Source organism: Caballeronia eucalypticola, from assembly GCF_047608185.1.
GTDB lineage: Bacteria > Pseudomonadota > Gammaproteobacteria > Burkholderiales > Burkholderiaceae > Caballeronia.
In genome coordinates this window covers 116,195-137,423 of the sequence record NZ_JBLKRU010000001.1, presented here as the reverse complement: position 1 = coordinate 137,423, position 21,229 = coordinate 116,195, and the positions used below count along the sequence as shown (strand labels likewise).

Genomic DNA, 21,229 nt, shown 5'->3' with positions numbered 1-21,229 from the left:
AGTTATCCTTGTATGCTTGAAGTCGTGTTAGTCGTCGGCGACCGGCCCCGTTCTGGTTTCGGTGGCCGTTGCGCCCAGTTGGCCGAGAACGAAGGCGTGACGCCCCACTAGCGCTTCCAGCTGGAGGCGAAGATCGGCAAGTTCGTCGAGCAGTTCGACATGGGCTGAAAGCCCGAACGCAACGAACGACGACTCGCCATAGCGTTGCCGGACGAAGATCGCGCCGGCCGCAGACCATTTCTGCGAAAACCGTGCGAGCGTGTCTTCGATCGACTGCTGTGCGTCTGGCGAGAGCGCACCACGCACGCGTATCACGAGCGAATGGGTCACCGCATCGGTAGCGAAATAGACGTCGGCCGGCTTGGCAAGGCTTTCAGCGAGCTGTTGCGCGTGGGCGTGTCTGAAGCCGGCGCGGACCGCTAGGGCACCGCGAATTTCGTAGTTGTGCAGCATGACATTTCCCCTTTCGGATAGACGCAAACGATTGTAGAAGCGTAAAACAGGTGCGTATCGCGCTAGGCGCGATACCATCATCTGGTAGCCAATTGGATATACCACTAACAATAGTATCTAAACGTGAATATTTCAAGACAAGTTTCACAAATGGATACCTTTCCGTCGCGACTGAAGCAGGAGCGACGTCGGCTGGGCCTGAACCAGGCGGTGCTGGCGAATGCTGGCGGTGTGCAGAAGCATGCGCAGCTCAACTACGAGAAAGGGTTGAGATATCCGGATGCCGGCTATCTGGCGGGGATCGCGGAGGTTGGCGTCGACGTGCTGTATCTCCTGACTGGACGTACGTCTGACCAGTCAACTCTCGCGCTCGATAGCGACGAGGAACGGTTGCTCGCCGGCTATCGCGAGCTTAAACCCCGGGAAAAGAGGGGAGTACTGGGGCTCGTGGCGGCGATCATTGGTGCACCGGAGGACAAAGAAAACACCGGGGAGGCGGAACCCGGGTAAAGGCAAGGCGTTTCCAGGCCTTTCCGACGGTATCAACGGGAAGGGCTTTGCAGATGGGTTATTAATTCTGGCGGTGGAGACCTTAGGTCTGATTGCGCAACTCTTCGTCCAGCGCCTGCTGATAGCCTTCTTCGCTCTCGTAGCCAAACTCGAAAAATGCGGAATCGTCCCACATGTCGTTCGGATCTCCGCCGAGCGCCACATACACGTCACTAACGAATTCCTCGCACACCCGATGCCATTCAGTCGAATCGACGGGGGAAGTCGCCAGGGTTCTTCTTGCCCTGGGCGTTGCGGATCGCCGCCACCGACAAGCCGAGCGACTGCGCTTCCATGTCCACCGAGCCGCCGAGGATGATTTCGAGGGGTCTATTGTTTTTCATGGGCTGGTTTTCGACGTCCGCACGAAAACTTTGGCGCCATCTAAGCCCTAACACCGGCATCGAGAGGCTAATTCACCCCCTTCCAAAGCGTCATGGGCGTAGCGCAACACCGCTTCTTTCGAGGAAAAAGCCTACCCGGATTGGCGAGCACGCCGACCCCTCACTCAGCGCGTTGGCGCATCGGAGGCACATCTGGGGGCTCATGCTGTGACGTTTCGAATTGACGCATCCGATCCTTGAATTTCTGCTCATTCCCGCTCGATAAAAGCTATCGGGTAGAGGGAGTGGGGCAAAGAACCGGCCGAACTGCTTCGAAACGAAAAAGAGTTTGCAAGCGCACGGCTCACAAACCCTTTAAATACTTGGTGGGGAGTGACAGATTCGAACTGTCGACCTACGGATTAAGAGTCCCATCTGCAGCAAATAGGCAAGAATATAAGTTCAGCAAAATCAAACCACTTGCAGTGGTAGCCTTCCACAAACGGGCTAAGCTTTAAGCCCTTTTTGAGGCAATTTTTGCCTACTTTGGTCAAGTTTTGGTCAAGGTGTTTGCTCCGATCCTCTATCCGAAGGGCCGCAGCGGCGCATCTGCTCTCTTTGGCTGCATGGCAAGACTTCCGACGGCCGTGATCGAAACCCTGACCTTCCAGAAGTAAGCTGAGCGTGTCTGGTCCGAGGCCGAGCGCTTCGGCTTGATCACTTGGATCGCCGCAAACCCTGATGCGGGGGATTTGATCCCGGGCAACGATGGTGCTCGTTAGGTTTACTGGAAGCGCGAAGGTACCGGCAAGTCTCGCGGCAGCCGCGTGATCTACTCAATCAAACCGATGAGGAAATCCTGTTGCTCGTGGCGCCCTATGCCAAGGCCGAGCGCGAGATCATGCTTCCCAAGGACATCCGAAAGGTGGCGTGATGTACATCGAGAAAATCGCCACGGCCATCGAGGTCGATACCGGCGCGCCGCTGCCGGATCTGCGCCAGGCGTTTGAGCAAGCTAAGGCGCGTGTCGGTCGTGTGAACACTCCCGAACAGATACTCGTGCGGCAGGCGTGAAGCGTCTGGCGTGAGCCAATCTACCTTTGCTGTGCGTTGGACGCCGGTCGCTGCTCTGCGAGATCGTGAACAGGGCCGCTTCGCGCCCTGGGGCGCAGTGCCGTCCCTCTTGCGCATGAATATCAAGCATCATGAACTGACGGCTGAGCTTGCGGCGTCAGCACGGTCACCGATGGTTGCATATGACTGGGGCGGCGGCACGTTGGATGGGCCTAACGGAGATGGATGTCGCTTACCGTCCATCAGGCCAAACACCAGATGCTCGATGACTTCCTCCGTCAGCAGTTCAATAATCCGACGGCTCGAATGAAATTTGCGTAAGTTCGAGATGTGTATAATTTAAATAGACTATACACATTGCGAGGTATGCCATGCGCACCAACATCGACATCGACGACATGCTGATGGCCGAAGCACTCGCCGCGACAGGCGTCAAGACCAAGCGGGAAGCTGTCGAACTCGGCCTGAAGACGATCATCCGGCTCAAACAGCAGGAACAGATCCGCCAGTTCCGGGGGAAGCTTCACTGGGAAGGCGATCTTGATGCAATGAGAACGGATCGATGACGCTCGTTGATTCGAGCGTCTGGATCGATTATTTTCGGGGCGTGACCTCGCCGGAAACCGACAAACTCGACGCCTTGCTGATCATGGAAGCGCTGCTAACCGGTGACCTGATCGTAGCGGAAGTATTGCAGGGCTTCTCGGCCGAGTCCGAATTCAACACAGCCAGGCAACTGATGACGACGCGCCTGAGCGTTGTGTCGCTCGTCGGCCCTGATAACGCTGTTCAGGCTGCGCGAAATTACCGTGCCTTGAGAGCGCAGGGCGTGACGATCCGGAAAACCATCGATACGCTGATCGCAACTTACTGCATCGAGAATGGCGTTTCGCTGCTGTTCAGCGACAGGGACTTCAATCCTTTTGTCGATTACCTAGGCCTTAGATCAGCTGCACTGGACGACTGATCAGGTCGACGATTGCGTGCGCAACCCACGCCTGTATTCCGCTTCCGGGATTTGGGGCGAGCGCATCGTCCCTTTCCTGTGTCAGGCGGCGATCGAGACGCACATCAAAGGCCGGCTCTGGTTGACCGCACTCCCACTAGGGAGCTCAAGTCGCACGAGGAAATCCCGCTGGTCGGTGTGCTCAATACTGGGATACGCCTCGGCGTCACTCCAACCGGCACGGCAGACAAAAAGAAGGCAACGATGGTTTTGCGTTGAAAAGAAAAAGGGCTCCGATCGCTCGGAACCCTTTTAAATACTTGGTGGGGCGTGACAGATTCGAACTGTCGACCTACGGATTAAGAGTCCGCTGCTCTACCAGCTGAGCTAACGCCCCAAAAAACTGAATCCGAATTATAGCTACGTTTTCGTCGATGGCGCAACTATCCGCAACTCAAAAACTGAAATAAACCGTCTCGCAGACGTCTGTAAGCCCATGACACATGGCTCAGGTGTCTATCGTCTATCCCAAAAAGCCTCGCTTCGAGCAATTGTCACGAGCCGTTATCATGACGGACGCCCTTTCTGCGGGCCATACAACCGCACGAAAGCAGCGGCGCGACCCGATCATCAATAAACCCAACCCCATGGACAAATCCGCCATCCGCGTTTTGCTCGATACCACCTTCGCGCCGTGGATCCGCGACCTGGGCTTGGCGCCGGAAAGCTCCACCGATACCAGCGTCACCCTGCGCTTGCCGCAGGCGGACAAACTTCGTCACGTGGGCGGCGTGATCTGCGGCCAGGTTTTCATGGCCGCCGCCGATACCACCATGATCGTCGCCATCGCGCACGCACTAGGCGGTTTCCAGCCGATGACCACCGTCTCGCTCACTACAAGCTTCCTGCGCCCCGTAAAAACGGGCGATGTCCTGGTAACAGCGTCAATCCTGCGCCGCGGCCGCAACCTGGTCTTCGGCGAAATCGAACTCCACGATGAAACCGGCGCGCTCGCCGCTCACGCGACCACCACGGTCATGCTTCTCACCTAAAAAACCCATGTTCGATCAAGTCGTATTCGCCGGCGGCGGTAACCGCTGCTGGTGGCAGGCCGGTTTCTGGGACATTGTCCAGCCGGAACTCAACCTGCGCCCGCGCGTGATCACCAGCATTTCGGCCGGCGCGGCCACGGCCTGCATGCTGTATCTGAACCACTCCGAATGGGTGATGGACTATTACGCGCACGCGCTGCGCGACAATCCAAAGAACGCGTATTGGGGCAATTTACTGCGCGGCCAATCGGTGTTCCCGCACTATCGGATCTACAGGCAGGCACTACTCGATATCTACGGCGCCGGGTTTCCATCGCTGGAAAACGCGCCGGAAATTCGTATCGGCGTATCGCATTTGCCGCGTTGGCTAGGCGCCCGCAGCGCGGTGGCCGCGGGGCTGAACGCCTATAACATCGAAAAGTACGTGCGCAAGAAGCTGCATCCGACACTCGGCCAGTCCCTCGGTTTTCATCCGGAATTCGTGAAGGCGCAAGACTGCGCGACCGTCGATGACCTCGCCGACCTGATCCTGCAATCATCGTGTACGCCGCCGTTCACGCCGGTCATGCGCCGGAACGGGCGGCCAGTGCTCGATGGCGGCATGGTCGACAATGTGCCGGTCGGCGCGCTGGATGCATCGCCGGGACTCGTTCTCGTGATGGTGACGCGCGTGTATCCGCGACCGCAGATGTTTGTCGTGGAGCGCGGCGCGAATTGCGACCAGCGTCGCGTGTATGTGCAGCCGTCGCGCAAGGTGCCAATTTCGGCATGGGATTACACGAGCCCGTCGCTAATGCGCCCTGCATACGACCTGGGCCGCAACGATGGTGAGCAATTCCTGACACGCTTGCCCGATCTGCTCGGCGCAGCAGCGCATCTCTAGCATCTCAAAAGGAGTGTTGAACCGATGACCAAACACCACAAATACACGCTGCAAGTTGTCTGGACCGGCGATCAGGGCTCCGGCACCTCACGCTACGACGCGTACTCCCGCGACCATCTGGTGCGTGCGGCGAACAAACCGGCCATCGAGGCATCGAGCGACCCGGCGTTTCGCGGCAGCGCCACGCGCCACAACCCGGAGGAATTGTTCGTCGCGTCGCTGTCGTCGTGCCACATGCTCTGGTACCTGCACCTTTGCGCCGTGAATGGCATCGCGGTGACCGGTTACGTGGATGATCCGGTCGGCACGATGGAGGAAACGGCGCAAGGAAGTGGCCGCTTCACCGACGTCGTCCTGCGCCCGCAAGTGACCATCGGCGCGGGCGGCGACGTGACGCTGGCCGCCCGTCTGCACGAGGAAGCGCATAAGTTCTGCTTCATCGCGAACTCGGTCAACTTCCCCGTCCGATGCGAGCCGTCCACGGACATTTCCACCGTCTAACTATCGGCTATCGACGACGTCCGCCCACCAGCGCTTCCGGATTGGCGACACTCGATGTGTCGCCGGCATCGAAGGCCAGGATGTTCTTGAACGCCGCCGAGAAGTAGAGCTCGTAACTCTCCTTCTCCACATACCCGATGTGCGGCGTACAAATGACGTTTTCCATGCGCAGCAGGCTGTAACCCTGCAGGATCGGCTCGCTCTCGAACACGTCGATAGCCACCATCCCCGGCCGGTTGTGATGCAGCGCATTGAGCAGCGCGTTTTCTTCGAGCAATTCCGCGCGGCTGGTATTCACAAACAGCGCGGTGGGCTTCATGCGCATCAGATCGGCGGCCGTGACAATGCCGCGCGTTTCGTCACTCAGCCGCAGATGCAGCGAGAGCACATCGCTTTGTTCAAACAACGCTTCGCGGCTTTCGGCTACATCCACGCCGTCCGCGCGTGCGGCTTCCTGTGAGCGCTCCCGGCCCCAGATCACCACTTTCATGCCAAACGCCTTGCCGTAACCGGCGAGCAATTGGCCGATCTTTCCGTATCCCCAGATCCCGAGCGTCTGGCCGCGAAGCACTTGGCCCAGGCCGAAATTGGGCGGCAGCGCCGAGGTCTTCAGACCGGATTGCTGCCACGCGCCCTGCTTCAGGTTCGCGACGTACTGAGGAATCCGGCGCTGCGCAGCCATGATCAACGCCCAGGTCAATTCAGCCGGCGCGATGGGTGAGCCGCTGCCTTCCAGCACGGCAATGCCCCGTTCGGTACAGGCATCGAGTTCTATATGGCCGCCCGCCTTGCCGGTCTGGCTGATCATGCGCAGCCGCGGCAGTTTGTCGAGCAGTTGCGAGCTGATCCGGGTGCGCTCGCGAATCAAGACGAGCGCTTCTACTTCAGAGAGTCTGCTAGCCAACTGTCCGAGTCCGCGCACCGTGTTATTGAATACTTTCACCTCGTGATCGGCGAGCAGGCTAAAGCAATCGAGCTTGCGAACGGCGTCTTGGTAGTCGTCCAGGATGGCAATTTTGATTGGCATGGATTGGCTTTTGATTGGCATCAAACGTGCTGCAGAAATTCGAGGATGGACAGGGATCAACGCGGTAAGTTCGGGTAATTACGGAGAAATCGGGTAATTACGTATGAATTCGCCAAAATACGGGCATCGCGTCGCGTTAAGCTGCTGGTGGAACCCGACGAATTTACCGGTCGTCGGATGGTGTTCGAAAGAATTCGAATGCGGAACAGGCAGTTTAGCCATTCACGCGTCGCTACCGCCGGAATACCGGCAACGATGGAGACAATTCCTATCCCTTTTTAACAGCTTGTTCCGTGCCGACGCAAGCCGCGATTTCAGGACGGCAGTCGCCTTCAAGTCTAGACAACTCCCGACGCATGCCTTGTTTTTGTGTCGCCCCGCCTGCTACGTGAATTCCTCCGTGCAGATGAACCGCGACCGGAATGCGCCTCTCGCGAGCAGCGCCGGCGAGTTGCAAACCGTTTTCTCTTCCAAGAACGGAGTGTGCTCGATGAACCAGCCCGCAGTAGTAGATCAACACGTCGCCGACAACGACGTGCCGGGGTACGTGAAGAATCAGAAACTCATCGATTGGGTGCAGCAAGTCGCCGCGCTGACGAAGCCGGACCGCGTCGAATGGTGCGACGGATCAGAAGAGGAGTACGACCGGCTGTCGCAACTCATGGTCGATGCCGGCACGCTCAAACGCCTCAATCCGGCCAAACGGCCTAATTCCTATCTCGCCTGCTCGGACCCGTCCGACGTCGCGCGGGTCGAAGATCGCACGTTCATCTGCTCGGCGCGCCCCGAAGAGGCCGGTCCGACCAACAACTGGATCGACCCCGCGGAAATGCGCCTCACGCTGGATGGTCTCTTCGACGGCTGCATGAGCGGCCGCACGATGTTCGTCGTCCCCTTTTCGATGGGTCCGCTCGGCTCGCCGATCGCTCATATCGGCGTGGAATTGACGGATAGTCCGTACGTAGTGACGAACATGCGCATCATGACGCGCATGGGCCGCGCGGTGTATGACGTGCTGGGCACTGAGGGCGAGTTCGTGCCCTGCGTGCATTCGGTCGGCGCGCCGTTGGAACAAGGACAGAAGGACGTGCCGTGGCCGTGCAACGACACGAAATACATCGTCCATTTTCCGGAAAGCCGCGAGGTCTGGAGTTTCGGTTCGGGTTATGGCGGCAACGCGCTGCTTGGCAAGAAATGTTTCGCGCTGCGAATTGCATCGACGATGGGACGCGACGAAGGCTGGCTCGCCGAACACATGCTGATTCTCGGCGTGACGTCGCCGAAAGGGCGCAAGTATCACGTGGCGGCGGCGTTTCCGTCGGCGTGCGGCAAGACCAACTTCGCGATGCTGATCCCGCCGCAGGACATGGCGGGCTGGAAGGTGTCGACCATTGGCGATGACATTGCCTGGATCAAGCCGGGCCGCGACGGGCGGCTCTACGCAATCAATCCCGAAGCGGGTTATTTCGGCGTGGCGCCGGGCACGAGCGAAAAGACCAACTTCAACGCCATGGCGACGCTCAAGGAGAACGTGATCTTCACGAACGTGGCGCTCACCGACGACGCCGACGTCTGGTGGGAAGGCATGACCGACACGCCGCCGGCACACTTGATCGACTGGCAGGGCAACGACTGGACGCCAGAGTCGGACAAGAAGGCCGCCCATCCGAACGCGCGTTTCACGGCGCCGGCTGCGCAATGTCCATCGATTGATGCCGATTGGGAAAATCCGGCCGGCGTCGCGATCGATGCGTTTATCTTCGGCGGGCGCCGCTCCGACACCGTGCCGCTCGTCACAGAAGCGCGCAACTGGAACGAGGGCGTCTACATGGCCGCGACCATGGGCTCGGAAACCACCGCCGCCGCGGCCGGCCAGCAGGGCGTGGTCAGGCGCGACCCGTTCGCCATGCTGCCGTTCTGTGGCTACAACATGAGCGACTACTTTGGCCACTGGCTGAAAATGGGCGAACGGCTTGAACAACTCGATGCCAAACTGCCCAAGTTCTTCTGCGTGAACTGGTTCCGCAAGGACGCGGACGGCAAGTTCGTGTGGCCGGGTTTCGGCGACAACATGCGCGTGCTGAGCTGGATGATCGGCCGTATTGAAGGCACCGCTCACGGCGTTGAACACGCGTTCGGGCTTTCGCCGCGCTTCGAGGACATCGACTGGGGCGCCCTTGATTTCACGCGCGAGCAGTTCGAGCGCGTGATCTCCGTGCAAGACTCGGCATGGCGCGCAGAACTCGAACTGCACGATGAGTTGTTCACGAAACTCGCTCAAGGGCTGCCCGCTGAACTTGCAGAAACAAAAGCGGCGATCGAAAAACGGGTATCGGCCTGATTTTTTGTGAAAGCTAGTTAAGCGCGATTAGTGACGGAAGTCGACATAATCGATGAAATAAGGGCCGCATTAGCGGTCCTTATGCATTTCCCGCCTTACTGCGTCAAAATTGCTTCAGCCAGCTTTTCAGAAATATGACGGTGGACGTTTGTTAGTCACATCGTTCCGAATTTAGCAACAATGCACCGTGTTTCACCTTACCGAATGGTAAAGCCGAAATCTTTTATTGGAAAAAGTCACATTTAAGGCAACTTCTGCACGAAAACGGGAGTCCTAGGATAATTCCGAATTGCTTCTGGTATTTAAAAGAGGCTGTCTAGCAGCAGGAGTTGTCTCATGGATCATTTGCAGTCGATGAAAGTATTCGTCCGTGTGGCGGATCTCGGCAGTTTTGCCCGCGCAGCCGGCGCGATGGATATCTCGAATGCAGTGGCAACACGTCATATCGCTGACCTGGAGGGGCGCCTGGGCACTCGGCTGCTCAACCGCACCACGCGCAGCCTGTCGCTGACCGAGTCGGGCCAGGTGTACCTGGAACGCGCCCGCCAGATCCTCGACGAGCTCGAGGATGTCGAACAAATGGTGGTTGCGCGTAACCACGAGCCGGTTGGATCGCTACGAATTGTCGCACCCGTCGTATTCGGCCTGCACAACCTTGCGCCCGTGCTGCAAACCTATACGGAGCGCTATCCGAAAGTCGTGCCGGACGTCACGCTGGTGGACCGGCAAGTCGATCTGGTGGAGGAGGGCTTCGACGTCGGCATTGTGATCGCGCGCCAGATGCGCAGCGCAAGCATTGTCACGCGGCGGCTCACGACTGGCTGCCTGACCGTCTGCGCCACGCCCGGGTATCTCGAAAAGCATGGCGTGCCGACGCGGCCGGAAGACTTGTCCGAACATCCGTCGCTGAGCTTGCCCTCCGAATATTTCGGCGATGAGCGCGTTTTCACGGGGCCGGAAGGCGAAGTGCGCGTGCGGCCGACGAACGTGATTGTCGCGAACAATACCGAGATGCTGCGCCAGTTCGCGCTGCTAGGCATGGGCATCGCCATCCTGCCGAGCTACCTGATCGGCAACGACACCACGCGCGGCAAGCTGGTGCGCTTGCTAAGCGACTACCAGTTGCCGCAGGTCGAGATCAACGTCGCGTATCCGAGCCGGCGCCATTTGCCCGCGAAGGTTCGCACGTTCATCGATCACCTTGTCGAGCATTTCAGCCAGACGCCGAATCATCAGCTAGGCGAGCAGTGGGTGAAGGACGGATTCGTGAAGCCGGGCGCGCCGGCAATCGATGAACGCGATTCCGAGCCGCTGGTCGCGCACGCGGCTTACGCGGAAGCCGAAGGCGGCGCACGCTTTGAAGCCGATTTGCCCTCCGCCGATGACAACAAGGTCGCTGGCAAGGCCGCCAAGTCGCGCTCGCGTGCGATGCCGGCGATGCCCTCGCCCTTTTGAGGAGACCGCAGTGGTGAGGTTTCTTTACGATGAACGAAAAAAGCCCGCGAATGAATCGCGGGCTTTTTTAATGCTGCGGGCCTAACCAACAGGTCCCTGAAAACCGAAAACTAACCCGCCTTCCGAGCCGGTGCCTTCTTGGCCGCCACTTTCTTTGCCGGCGCTTTCTTCGCAGCAGCCTTGGCCGCAGACTTCACGGCTGTTTTCTTGGCGACCACGGCGACGTCGCCGTCACCTTCGTCCTCCGTTTCAGTCGCTGCCGCCGCACCGCGCTTGACGGCTGGTTTTGCACCGGGCTTCGGTTCTTTCTTCTCGAACTCGAAGCCAATCTTGCCGTCCGGCTGCTTCACGAGGAATGCCTTGAAGTTCCGGCCGGTGCGCGACGACTTGAAGCCCGTCAGCAAGTCCGTCCGGCCCTCCTCCAGCAACTTCGACATCTGCTCGCGCGACATTTCCTGCTGCAAGATCACCTTGCCCGAACGGAAATCGCAGGTCTTCGGGTTCGCCACCGAGTTTTCGCAGATGTAACTCATGCCGTGCTCATAGACCTTTGAGTGGCACTTCGGACACGCGCCAACAGGCGTCTGTTCCGAGAAATCCACTGGTTCGCCGTCTTCGCCGCCTGCATCCTGACCGAAGTCGAACTCAAGCTTCCAGTTCTTGATTTCATCGTCGAAAGACAGCTTCAGGATCGCCGAGAACGGCCGGCCCATCTTGCTGCGGAAACCCGACAACGGCCCAATGGTCTTGTCCTTGATCAGCTGCTCGACTTCCGGAATCTCGAACTGCCGTCCGCCAGGAATCTTCGACATCGAGAACTCGCACTTCGTACAAGCGAATCTCCGATAGTTCTCCTTGATCTGGCTGCCGCAATTCGGACACGGAGTTTCGAGCGTCGAATAATCGCCCGGGATGGTGTCGGAGTCGTACTCTTTCGCGCGCTTCACGATGGTCTGTGTCATGCGCGCGATTTCCTGCATGAACTCGTCGCGCGGGAGCTTGCCGCGTTCCATCTGCGACAGCTTGTGCTCCCACTCGCCGGTCAGTTCCGGCGCCGTCAATTCCTCGACGCCAAGGCCGCGCAGCAAGGTCATCAACTGGAATGCCTTAGCCGTTGGAATCAGCTCACGGCCTTCGCGCACCATGTACTTTTCGCCCAGTAGACCTTCGATAACCGCCGCGCGCGTAGCCGGCGTGCCGAGACCCTTCGCGGCCATCGCCTCGCGCAATTCCTCGTCTTCAATGAGCTTGCCCGCGCCTTCCATGGCCGAGAGCAACGATGCTTCGTTGTATCGCGCAGGCGGTTTCGTGACGAGACCGACCGCCGCGACCTTCTCGACGTCGACCTTCTCGTCCTTCTGAACCTGCACGAGATTCGCCTCTTCGCCGCCTACTTCCTTGCCGTAGACCTGCAGCCAGCCCGGTTCAACCAGCACCTTGCCTTCGGTCTTGAAATGATGGCCCGAGACTTCGGTGATCCGCGTGGTGACGAGGTACTCGGCCGCCGGGAAAAACACCGCAAGGAAGCGCTTCACGACCAGGTCGTACAGCTTCTGCTCAGGCTCGGACAACGCTTTCGGCGCCTGCAGCGTCGGGATGATGGCGAAGTGATCGCTGATCTTCGAGTTATCGAAGATGCGCTTGTTCGGCTTCACCCAGCCCTTGTCCAACACCTGCTTCGCGTGCGGCAAGTAGTTGTTGCTCTCCTTGAGCATGGCGAGCGTGTCTTTCACCGTCGGGATGTAATCTTCGGGCAGCGCGCGGGCGTCGGTACGCGGGTAGGTCAGCACCTTGTGCTTTTCATACAGCGCCTGAGCCAGGCCGAGCGTGTTCTTGGCCGAAAAGCCAAAACGGCCGTTGGCTTCGCGCTGCAAGCTGGTCAGGTCGAACAGCAGCGGCGACATCTGCGTGGTCGGCTTCGCTTCTTCGGTGACCGTACCGGTCTTGCCGCGGCAGGCCGCAACAATGGTTTCAGCGGCCGGCAAGCTCCAGAGCCGCGAGTCACGTTGCTCCGGATCGCCTTCGACGCGCTTGAATTTCGGGTCGAACCAGCGCCCTTCATACATGCCCTTCGCGGCAATGAATTCGGCACGCACTTCCCAATAATCACGCGACACGAAGCGACGGATCTTTTCCTCGCGTTCCACGACAATAGACAACGTGGGCGTCTGAACGCGGCCAACCGTCGTGAGGAAGAAACCGCCGCCCTTGCTGTTGAACGCAGTCATGGCGCGCGTGCCGTTGATGCCCACCAGCCAGTCGGCCTCGGAGCGGCAACGAGCGGCGTCGGCGAGCGGCTGCATGTCGGCGTCGCTGCGCAGGTTCGCGAAACCGTCGCGGATGGAGCCGGCGGTCATCGACTGGAGCCAGAGGCGCTGCACCGGCTGTTTGGCCTTCGCGTGCTGCGCGATCAGGCGAAAAATCAGTTCGCCCTCGCGCCCCGCGTCACAGGCGTTGATCAGGCGATCGACGTCCTTGCGCTTGAGCAGCTTGGTCAGCACTTTCAACCGCGATTCGCTCTTCGCGATCGGATTCAGGTCGAAATGCGGCGGAATGACGGGCAAATTGGCGAAACTCCACTTGCCGCGCTTGACCTCGTACTCTTCCGGCGCGGCAATTTCGAGCAAGTGGCCGACAGCCGACGACAGCACGTAGTCTTCGCTTTCGTAATATTCGTCATGCTTGGTGAAGCCGCCCAAAGCGCGCGCGATGTCGTTCGCGACAGAAGGCTTTTCAGCGATGATCAGGGCTTTGGACATGACTCGATTCTAGTTAGGGACTGGCATTGAGGCCGGGTTTGGGCGGCTTGCGCCACCACGGTTCGGACCCGTTAACGTCCGCTTTATAGCATATGGCGTGCGGCGCGCGGTCTGGCAATTAATGAAACGCGGGATGCCGAACGGTGAATGTGGGCGCTTTGTGATGCAAGCGCAAAAGCCGTTTCAGCTTACGGATGCGCTCAGGTGCGCATGGTGTTCTTGTCGGTTGATCTGATTCACCCGCTGATGCAAACCTCGTCTCGCGCGTCGTCTCGCGCGTCAGTTCACGCGACGACCAGCGCGGGCCGGATCTTCGGTGCGCCCACCATACGCGGCAACGCGCTCAAGTCGGTCAACATGCGCGCAACAATGGACGTTTGGGGCAACACCGTTCCAAAAAAACGGGTTGTCACGGCGTCTTCGATCAACACAGTCGGAAAATTTTCCACATCGAGGTCATCGAAGCGATCCGCCTGGTTCTCGATGTCGATCCATGCAAAGCAGATGTCCGGATGGGCATCGGCGAGCAGGTTGAAACTCTCGCGATAATCGCGGCACGTCCCGCACCATTCGGCGCACAGGCAGGCGACGAGCAGCGTGCCGGCGCTGGCCAGGCGCTCGGCAATCTGATCGGCGTCGGTGTCGAGATTCAACGCGGGCATGGTTCCTTGCGATCCTTTTCGTCGGTAATGTGCGGGTCTTGCAGGAAGCGGATTTTGTCGCGAATGTAGCATGGCGTCGAAAAATCAGCGTTCAAGCCGGGTAAAGCGTCCTCCCGGCGATGCCCCAATGCGCCCCGACATTTCGAGTTGCAGCAGCAGGCTTTGCAACGTTGCGCCATTCATTTCGGTCCGTTCAGCGAGAATTTCAAGCGTCGCGGGCGAGTGTCCGAGTGCATCGAGCAGGCGTTCGGCTTCGGGATTGGCAGATTTTAGGGAAGCGTAGGCCCAGGACGCGCTCGCCGGCTTGGCGCCGCGCGCGGTGGAAAATGCGCCTGACGCGTCTTGAAGCTCCAGCGCGAATTCACTGGTAGCCGGTTCGGTGCTGGTGACTTCTGCTGGCCGAGGTTTCCCCCGCCTTCGTGGTGTTGGAACTGAAGCCTCCGCAGCTACGGCAGAAACCGCGAAACCAAACTCTTCGAGAATATCCTCGGGCGTTTCGACCAGCTTCGCCCCCTGCTTGATCATCCGATGACACCCGCGCGACTGCGGCGCGTGGATCGATCCGGGAATCGCGAAAACATCGCGCCCCATTTCGTTCGCGAGCCGGGCGGTAATCAGCGAACCCGAGCGCATGGCTGCTTCGACGATCAGCACGCCACTCGTCAGCCCCGCAATCAGCCGGTTACGTTGCGGAAAATTCGCCGGCCGGGCCGGCGTGCCGAGCGGCCATTCCGACACAATGGTGCCGTTCAGCGCAATTTCATGCGCCAGCGCGTGATGCAGTGGCGGATAAACAAGATCCGCACCCGTTCCAATAACCGCAATCGTGCCGCCCGGACCGATCAGCCCGCCGCGATGCGCGGCGCCATCGATACCCAGCGCGAGCCCAGACACAATCACGAGGCCCGCCTCGGAAAGGGCGTGCGCGAAGCGGCGGGCGTCATCAATACCTTGATGCGTTGCACTCCGGCTGCCGACGATCGCAACTGCTCGCGCCTGGAGCAGGTCCAGCCGGCCCTTTATATATAGCAGCGGTGGCGGATCGGGCATGGTCAGAAGCGCAGGTGGGTACGCTGAATCAGCAAGCGTGACGATTCTGTTGCCTGGAACCGACGCCCACTCGAGCGTGCGCGCCAGGCATTCGTCGAATGAGCCGAGTTCCGAGCGTGGCGGAGGACCCAGCACGGCATGCGCAGCTTTCACGCTGGCGATACCCTGCGAGCGCACCGAATGGCTGGTTCAATACCGCCTGCGGGCCGCCGAATTCCGCAAGCAATGCACGCAGCGCGATGAGCGGCAAACCGCTCGCGTTCGCTAGCCGCAGCCACGCTGAAAGGTCCTGTAAATCGGTTTCGCCCAGACAGGGCGTGGCGTCGGCCGTCGGCAGCAGGAAAGCTGTCATGTTAAAATTTTCATATTCCGAAATACGAAAGGATTGTCGAGCGGCCTGATTTCCGGCTGTTCGGACTACGCGTTGCCGCCCCACGAGCGGCGCAGAAACGACGTTGAAGCGCCGCATTTCGGCCCAATCATCTTCCCGATACCGGCACTCTTTTACAACCTGGCCGAATGGCCGACTATCGCGCGCTGCGGCGTGCGTCGATAATCTGAATCATGGCTCTGCTCAACATACTCAAGTACCCGGACAAGCGTCTGCACAAGGTCGCGAAGCCCGTAGAGGTCGTCAATGACCGGATTCGCCGGCTTGTCGCCGACATGGCTGAAACCATGTACGCGGCGCCTGGCGTCGGCCTTGCCGCGACCCAGGTTGACGTGCATGAACGCGTGATCGTGATCGACACATCGGACACGCACGACCAGCTTCAGGCCTTCATCAATCCGGAGATCATCTGGTCGAGTGACGAGAAGAAGGATCACGAGGAAGGCTGCTTGTCGGTGCCAGGCATTTACGACTTCGTCGAGCGCCCGGAAAAGGTCCGCGTGCGCGCGCTGAACGAGAAGGGCGAGACGTTCGAAATCGACTGCGACGAGTTGCTCGCCGTGTGCATCCAGCATGAAATGGATCACCTGATGGGGCGCGTGTTTGTCGAATACTTGTCGTCGCTTAAGCAGACGCGAATTCGCGGCAAGATGAGAAAACTCGAAAAGGCGCTGTGACGCGTCGATTCATTAAGACTGATGCTGGAATTTGCAGGTTGCTGAATCGATGACTCAATCGCTGCGTGTCGTATTTGCCGGAACACCCGAATTTGCCGCTGCCGCGCTGGCCGCCATTCACGCAGCGGGTTTTCCTGTGCCGCTCGTGTTGACGCAACCGGACCGGCCTGCCGGGCGCGGTTTGAAACTGGCCGCCGGGCCGGTGAAGCGGTTTGCGACCGAGCACGGCTTGCCGGTGGCGCAGCCAACCTCGTTACGGCGCAACGGCAAGTATCCCGAGGAAGCGGCCGCTGCTATTGAGCTCTTGAAGGCCACGCCGCACGACATCATGGTCGTGGCGGCATATGGGCTGATCCTGCCGCAGGAAGTGCTCGACATCCCGCCGCTGGGCGCAATCAATATCCACGGTTCGCTGTTGCCTCGCTGGCGCGGCGCCGCGCCCATTCATCGTGCGATTGAAGCCGGTGACGCCGAGACGGGTATCACCTTGATGCAGATGGATGCCGGGCTCGATGCCGGCGCGATGATCGTCAAAGGTCATATCCCAATCGGTTCCACCGATACCACCGCCACGCTGCACGACCGCATGGCGCAGCTCGGCGCGGATCTGATCGTTGAAGCGCTGCGGGATATCGAGCGCGACGGCGCCTTGCCCGCCGCGCCACAGCCGAAGGACGGCGCGACCTACGCGGAGAAGATTGCCAAGCACGAAGCGGCGCTCGACTGGCGGCGTCCGGCAAGCATGCTCGCGCGCCAGATTCGCGCCTTCGACCCGTTCCCCGGCGCGTTTGGAACGCTTGATGGCGTGGTCGTAAAGATCTGGGCGGCGGAGCCGGTCGAATTGCCGGACGATGCCGAAGCCGGCGTGATTGTGGAAAGCAGCCCGGAGGGTGTCGTGGTTGCCTGCGCTCAGGGCGGCTTGCGTCTCACGCAGTTGCAAAAGCCCGGCGGCAAACGACTCCCGGTACGCGAATTTCTTGCCGGATCGCCTATTGTTAAAGGGCAACGATTCGAACTTCAGGAAGTGGCGCCGGGTGCCTGAACCGGTGCCGGAGCGTTTCCTGCGCAGCTGCCAAAACATCTAAAGCCAGCAAAAACAAAACGAAGGTCCCGCAATGCTTGGAATCACCGGTTTCACGCTGTTTATCGTCGCCGTCATGTTGCTGAGCGTTACGCCGGGACCGGATACGGCGTACATCGTCGGCCGAAGTGTTGCGCAAGGACGGGGCGCGGGTGTGGTATCGGCGCTGGGTATTGCGCTTGGCTGCATCGTGCATACGCTGGCCTGCGCATTCGGGCTGACGGCGTTGCTGGCGGCGTCGGTTACCGCGTTCACTATCGTCAAGTTCGCAGGCGCGATTTATCTAATCTATCTCGGCGTGCGGTTGATCTTCGCGAAGCCGGCGGTAACGAAAGCCAGCGACGAAGTAGAAGATTCCCGCGTTCGCACTGCGCCGAAGTCGCTGCAACAGCTTTTCACGCAGGGCTTCGTCACCAACGTGCTGAACCCGAAAGTGGTGCTGTTCTTCGTCTCGTTCATCCCGCAATTCGTTGCTGCCGACAGCGCGCACAAGACCCTCGCGTTCCTCGCACTCGGCCTGGTGTTCGTGCTGGTCAGCACCTTCTGGAATACGTTCGTGGCGTGGATCGCGGGCAGCGTGACGCAACGCTTCTCCGGGAAACCGGGCGTCAAGCTTTGGCTGGACCGGGTGGTGGGTAGTGCGTTCGTCGGATTGGGCATCAAGCTGGCGAGTTCGCATAGGTAGTCGAAAGCGATTGAATTTTTCCGCGATGCCCTTATCTAACATTTTGCTTACAATCCGGGGCCGGCTATCTTTGACGGATTGCCCGGTCAGGCAAAAAGGCCGCTTCGGCCGCTCGCGCGTAACGCGCATTGATATTGGGTGAGGAGTTCAAGACATGTTCAACTGGGTCAAAACGGCGATGCTGATGGCAGCGATCACGGCCCTCTTTGTCGTAATCGGCGGAATGATCGGCGGCAGCAAAGGGATGATGCTCGCGCTGCTCGTCGCCCTCGGCATGAATTTCTTCTCATACTGGTTCTCCGACAAGCTCGTGCTGAAGATGTACAACGCACAGGAAGTGGACGAAGCCAGCGCGCCGCAGTTTTATCGGATGATTCGCGAACTTGCTACGCGCGCGCAGTTGCCCATGCCCAAGGTGTATCTCATCGACGAAAACGCGCCCAACGCGTTCGCAACCGGCCGTAATCCGGAGCACGCGGCGGTGGCGGCGACCACCGGCATCCTGCGGGTGTTGTCCGAGCGCGAATTGCGTGGCGTGATGGCGCATGAGTTGGCGCACGTGAAGCATCGGGACATTTTGATTTCGACGGTTTCCGCCACCATGGCCGGTGCGATCTCGGCGCTGGCCAACTTCGCCATGTTCTTTGGCGGGCGGGATTCCGACGGCCGGCGCTCGAATCCAATCGCCAGTATTGCCGTCGCCATGCTGGCGCCGCTGGCGGGCGCGCTGATCCAGATGGCGATCTCCCGGGCGCGGGAATTCGAAGCCGATCGCGGCGGCGCGCAGATTTCCGGCGATCCGCAGGCACTTGCCAGCGCGCTCGAGAAAATTCACGCGTATGCAGCGGGCGTGCCTTTTCCGACCGCCGAGCAGCATCCTGCCACCGCGCAAATGATGATCATGAATCCGCTGGCGGGCGGTGGAATTTCCAAGCTTTTTTCCACTCACCCGGCGACCGAGGAGCGCGTCGCGCGCCTGATGGAGATGGCGCGAACCGGACGGATGGAATAATGACGCTGGGCTCAGGCCGCAGCCACAAGCCCATCGCCGCGCAAGCGGCGGTGGGCTTTTTCAAACCATGTCATAAACAGCGGACTGCCTCTAATCCCGACCGTTCGGCCATCGTCCGGGTCCTAATCTCAGGCCAAACCCCTCGCAAGTTACAATGCTTCGTTTGTGCGGACCGGCATCGGCCGGCTCGAACGCCTTCGCCCCGACATGACCGAAAAGCCTTTCCGACGCCGCACAGCTTCATCGGCGGACAGCAGCCGAGCGTCGTCCGACGCCCGTCTCGCCACGCTTAACCTCGCTCCCGATTCACTCGCGTTCGCGCTCGATGCCGCCGCGCAAGCGCTCGGCGCGGTGCGTGCCGGTTCCGCGTTGCCCGCAGCCTTGCAGACGGTTATTGCGACAACGCACGTGGCGGTGTCCCGCGGGGCGACGCAGGACATTGCGTATCGCACGTTGAGGCGTCTTGCCGTGGCCGACGCGCTGATCGCAAAACTGGTGCGCAAGCCGCCGCCGCCGCATGTATCGAATGTGATGGCCTGCGCGTTCGCGCTGCTGGTCGATGACGAAGCCCACGCCGCGTACACGCCTTTCACCATTGTCGATCAAGCCGTCAACGCCATCGCCGCACGGCGCGAGTTCGCGTTTGCGAAGGGTCTGGTCAACGCGGTGCTGCGCTCGTTTTTGCGCGAACGTGATGCATTGCTGGCCGAGGTTCAAAGCAACCCCGTCGCGCGTTTCAACTATCCCGCGTGGTGGATCGACGCGGTCAAGCGCAGCCAGCCAGACGAGTGGGAAAACATCCTCGACGCCGGTAACCGGCAAGGCCCGCTTACGTTGCGTGTCAACGCACGGCGCATGAGCGTCGCGCAATATATCGACGTCCTCAAGGCCGAGCACATAGAAGCCGAAGCCGTCGGTATTCACGCCGTGCGCCTCAAGACGCCCATGTCCGTCGAGAAGATTCCCGGTTTCGCCGATGGCGTCGTCTCGGTGCAGGACGCTGGCGCTCAACTTGCCGCGCAGTTGCTGAACGCGCGCGACGGCATGCGCGTGCTTGATGCCTGCGCGGCCCCTGGCGGCAAGACGGGCCACGTGCTGGAACTGGCGAATGTCGAGTTGATCGCGGTGGAAAGCGACCCGGTGCGCGCGCGGCGTATCGGGGAGAACCTGCAGCGCCTGAATGTGCAGGCGGAAATTCGCGTAGGCGATGCCGGCGATCCGTCGGCCTGGTCAGACGGCGATCCGTTCGATCGCATACTCGCCGACGTGCCGTGCTCAGCGTCGGGGATCGTTCGACGCCATCCTGACATTCGCTGGTTGCGCCGTCCTACCGACATTGCCGCCCTGGTCGAAGAGCAGCGCCGCATTCTCGCCGCGCTCTGGCCACTGGTCTCGACCGGCGGTGAGTTGCTCTACGTTACGTGTTCGATCTTCCCCGAAGAGGGCGAGTTGCAGGCGCAGTGGTTTGGAGAGGTGCACGAAGATGCGGTACGATTGGACGCGCCGGGGCAATTATTGCCGACAGCCAGCCGCGCCGGCGCGGTTGGTTCGCAAGTATCACCGGACCCGGTCACGAACTCGCTGACGGACAATTCAGGCGAGGCGCAACGTACCCGCACATCATCTGCGCGGGACGCGCAAGCCTTTGCGGACCATGACGGATTCTTCTACGCGCGCTTTCAGAAACGGTGACGATCAAACGCTTTTTCCCGCTGCGGCTCGCGCCTGCCGGCCAGGCCGTGCTGGCCCTGTTATTGAGCCTTGCGCTGTCGTTCATGCCTGTTTCGGCTGCGCAGGCCGATCCCATTGCTGTGCAGCGCGCGTCGTTGCAGGCGGACGGATCGGGCTGGAGTCTCGACGCCCGTTTCGACTTCGATCTCAACAGCAGTCTTGAAGACGCCGTGAACAAGGGCGTGCCTTTGTATTTCACAACCGATTTCGATCTCTCCCGGCCGCGCTGGTACTGGTTCGACGAAGAGCCGGTGAGCGTGTCGCAAAGCATTCGGCTTTCGTTTCAACCCCTGACGCGCGAATATCGTGTCTCCACGGGGGGCTTGCAGCTTGGCTTCGCTACGCTGCAAGAGGCGCTTGCCGTCATCAAGCATGTGACGTCGTGGCACGTGATCGATCGTAACCAGGTCCAGCCTGGCGAGACGTACAACGCGTCGGTTCGCATGCAGCTCGATATCGCATTAATGCCCAAGCCGTTCCAGATCGACGCGGTCAACAACCGCGACTGGAATCTTTCTTCCGACTGGAAGCGTTTTACTTTTACGGCGGCGACCAGTGCTAAATAAACTACGCCGCC

Annotated in this window: 20 protein-coding genes, 1 tRNA gene and 1 pseudogene; 15 read left to right on the top strand and 7 right to left on the bottom strand. The window is 60.0% G+C overall.

The window, feature by feature from the left end:
• Positions 1–27 precede the first annotated feature (27 nt).
• A complete protein-coding gene (locus tag ACMX25_RS00680; protein WP_414947652.1) occupies positions 28–453 on the bottom strand; it encodes a hypothetical protein in 426 nt (141 codons plus the stop codon).
• A 150-nt stretch (positions 454–603) separates the two neighbouring features.
• Between ACMX25_RS00680 and ACMX25_RS00675 the strand changes: the two genes are divergently transcribed.
• On the top strand, positions 604–963 hold the full coding sequence (locus tag ACMX25_RS00675; protein WP_414947651.1) for a helix-turn-helix domain-containing protein: 360 nt from the start codon (positions 604–606) through the stop codon (positions 961–963).
• A gap of 242 nt (positions 964–1,205) precedes the next feature.
• On the opposite strand, the gene ACMX25_RS00670 is transcribed toward ACMX25_RS00675, so the two are convergent.
• Entirely contained in the window at positions 1,206–1,346 is a 141-nt protein-coding gene (locus ACMX25_RS00670) for a hypothetical protein (protein ID WP_414947650.1), read from the bottom strand.
• A gap of 912 nt (positions 1,347–2,258) precedes the next feature.
• On the opposite strand from ACMX25_RS00670, the gene ACMX25_RS00665 reads away from it, so the two are divergent.
• The 3 genes from ACMX25_RS00665 to vapC all read left to right on the top strand — a co-directional run bounded on the left by ACMX25_RS00665 (position 2,259) and on the right by vapC (position 3,366).
• The gene (locus tag ACMX25_RS00665; RefSeq protein WP_414947649.1) at positions 2,259–2,399 is read left to right on the top strand and encodes a hypothetical protein; all 141 of its coding nucleotides are present in this window, start codon (positions 2,259–2,261) and stop codon (positions 2,397–2,399) included.
• Positions 2,400–2,770: 371 nt separating this feature from the next.
• Positions 2,771–2,965: a type II toxin-antitoxin system VapB family antitoxin gene (locus tag ACMX25_RS00660; protein WP_414947648.1), complete on the top strand. Its 195-nt coding sequence runs from the start codon at positions 2,771–2,773 to the stop codon at positions 2,963–2,965.
• Entirely contained in the window at positions 2,962–3,366 is a 405-nt protein-coding gene (gene vapC / locus ACMX25_RS00655; protein WP_414947647.1) for a type II toxin-antitoxin system VapC family toxin, read from the top strand. Before ACMX25_RS00660 ends, vapC begins: the two co-directional genes overlap by 4 nt.
• A gap of 300 nt (positions 3,367–3,666) precedes the next feature.
• On the opposite strand, the gene ACMX25_RS00650 is transcribed toward vapC, so the two are convergent.
• Positions 3,667–3,742: transfer RNA gene (locus ACMX25_RS00650), tRNA-Lys, on the bottom strand.
• Between the two features lie 250 nt (positions 3,743–3,992).
• Between ACMX25_RS00650 and ACMX25_RS00645 the strand changes: the two genes are divergently transcribed.
• The 3 genes from ACMX25_RS00645 to ACMX25_RS00635 are packed head-to-tail and all read left to right on the top strand — an operon-like array spanning position 3,993 to position 5,781.
• The gene (locus ACMX25_RS00645) at positions 3,993–4,397 is read left to right on the top strand and encodes a PaaI family thioesterase (protein WP_414947929.1); all 405 of its coding nucleotides are present in this window, start codon (positions 3,993–3,995) and stop codon (positions 4,395–4,397) included.
• Positions 4,398–4,404: 7 nt separating this feature from the next.
• Positions 4,405–5,280 carry a patatin-like phospholipase family protein gene (locus tag ACMX25_RS00640; RefSeq protein ID WP_414947646.1) on the top strand — a complete coding sequence of 292 codons (876 nt, stop codon included), beginning with the start codon at positions 4,405–4,407 and terminating at the stop codon, positions 5,278–5,280.
• 24 nt (positions 5,281–5,304) lie between these two features.
• On the top strand, positions 5,305–5,781 hold the full coding sequence (locus tag ACMX25_RS00635; RefSeq protein ID WP_414947645.1) for an OsmC family protein: 477 nt from the start codon (positions 5,305–5,307) through the stop codon (positions 5,779–5,781).
• Positions 5,782–5,788: 7 nt separating this feature from the next.
• Here ACMX25_RS00635 and ACMX25_RS00630 read toward each other — a convergent pair whose 3' ends face one another.
• Positions 5,789–6,802: a D-2-hydroxyacid dehydrogenase family protein gene (locus tag ACMX25_RS00630; protein ID WP_414947928.1), complete on the bottom strand. Its 1,014-nt coding sequence runs from the start codon at positions 6,800–6,802 to the stop codon at positions 5,789–5,791.
• Between the two features lie 496 nt (positions 6,803–7,298).
• Here ACMX25_RS00630 and ACMX25_RS00625 point away from each other — a divergent pair, with 496 nt between their 5' ends.
• Positions 7,299–9,149, top strand: a complete 1,851-nt coding sequence (locus ACMX25_RS00625) for a phosphoenolpyruvate carboxykinase (GTP) (protein ID WP_414947644.1) — start codon at positions 7,299–7,301, stop codon at positions 9,147–9,149.
• A gap of 336 nt (positions 9,150–9,485) precedes the next feature.
• Positions 9,486–10,604 carry a LysR family transcriptional regulator gene (locus tag ACMX25_RS00620; RefSeq protein ID WP_414947643.1) on the top strand — a complete coding sequence of 373 codons (1,119 nt, stop codon included), beginning with the start codon at positions 9,486–9,488 and terminating at the stop codon, positions 10,602–10,604.
• 110 nt (positions 10,605–10,714) lie between these two features.
• Here ACMX25_RS00620 and ACMX25_RS00615 read toward each other — a convergent pair whose 3' ends face one another.
• The 3 genes and pseudogenes from ACMX25_RS00615 to dprA form a co-directional block, all read right to left on the bottom strand.
• Positions 10,715–13,363 carry a DNA topoisomerase III gene (locus tag ACMX25_RS00615; protein WP_414947642.1) on the bottom strand — a complete coding sequence of 883 codons (2,649 nt, stop codon included), beginning with the start codon at positions 13,361–13,363 and terminating at the stop codon, positions 10,715–10,717.
• Positions 13,364–13,647: 284 nt separating this feature from the next.
• The gene (locus ACMX25_RS00610) at positions 13,648–14,025 is read right to left on the bottom strand and encodes a thioredoxin family protein (RefSeq protein ID WP_414947641.1); all 378 of its coding nucleotides are present in this window, start codon (positions 14,023–14,025) and stop codon (positions 13,648–13,650) included.
• An 84-nt stretch (positions 14,026–14,109) separates the two neighbouring features.
• Positions 14,110–15,427 (bottom strand): annotated as a pseudogene (gene dprA / locus ACMX25_RS00605) (DNA-processing protein DprA).
• A gap of 212 nt (positions 15,428–15,639) precedes the next feature.
• On the opposite strand from dprA, the gene def reads away from it, so the two are divergent.
• The 6 genes from def to ACMX25_RS00575 all read left to right on the top strand — a co-directional run bounded on the left by def (position 15,640) and on the right by ACMX25_RS00575 (position 21,218).
• Entirely contained in the window at positions 15,640–16,143 is a 504-nt protein-coding gene (gene def, locus ACMX25_RS00600) for a peptide deformylase (RefSeq protein WP_414947640.1), read from the top strand.
• Positions 16,144–16,192: 49 nt separating this feature from the next.
• Positions 16,193–17,185 carry a methionyl-tRNA formyltransferase gene (gene fmt / locus ACMX25_RS00595; protein WP_414947639.1) on the top strand — a complete coding sequence of 331 codons (993 nt, stop codon included), beginning with the start codon at positions 16,193–16,195 and terminating at the stop codon, positions 17,183–17,185.
• Between the two features lie 73 nt (positions 17,186–17,258).
• Entirely contained in the window at positions 17,259–17,909 is a 651-nt protein-coding gene (locus tag ACMX25_RS00590; protein WP_414947638.1) for a LysE family translocator, read from the top strand.
• A 154-nt stretch (positions 17,910–18,063) separates the two neighbouring features.
• The gene (htpX, locus tag ACMX25_RS00585; RefSeq protein ID WP_414947637.1) at positions 18,064–18,921 is read left to right on the top strand and encodes a zinc metalloprotease HtpX; all 858 of its coding nucleotides are present in this window, start codon (positions 18,064–18,066) and stop codon (positions 18,919–18,921) included.
• A 207-nt stretch (positions 18,922–19,128) separates the two neighbouring features.
• The gene (gene rsmB / locus ACMX25_RS00580) at positions 19,129–20,613 is read left to right on the top strand and encodes a 16S rRNA (cytosine(967)-C(5))-methyltransferase RsmB (protein ID WP_414947636.1); all 1,485 of its coding nucleotides are present in this window, start codon (positions 19,129–19,131) and stop codon (positions 20,611–20,613) included.
• Complete coding sequence (locus ACMX25_RS00575; protein ID WP_414947635.1) at positions 20,610–21,218, top strand: DUF4390 domain-containing protein; 609 nt, start codon at positions 20,610–20,612, stop codon at positions 21,216–21,218. The genes rsmB and ACMX25_RS00575 overlap by 4 nt, the downstream gene beginning before the upstream one ends.
• The last annotated feature ends 11 nt before the right edge of the window (positions 21,219–21,229 follow it).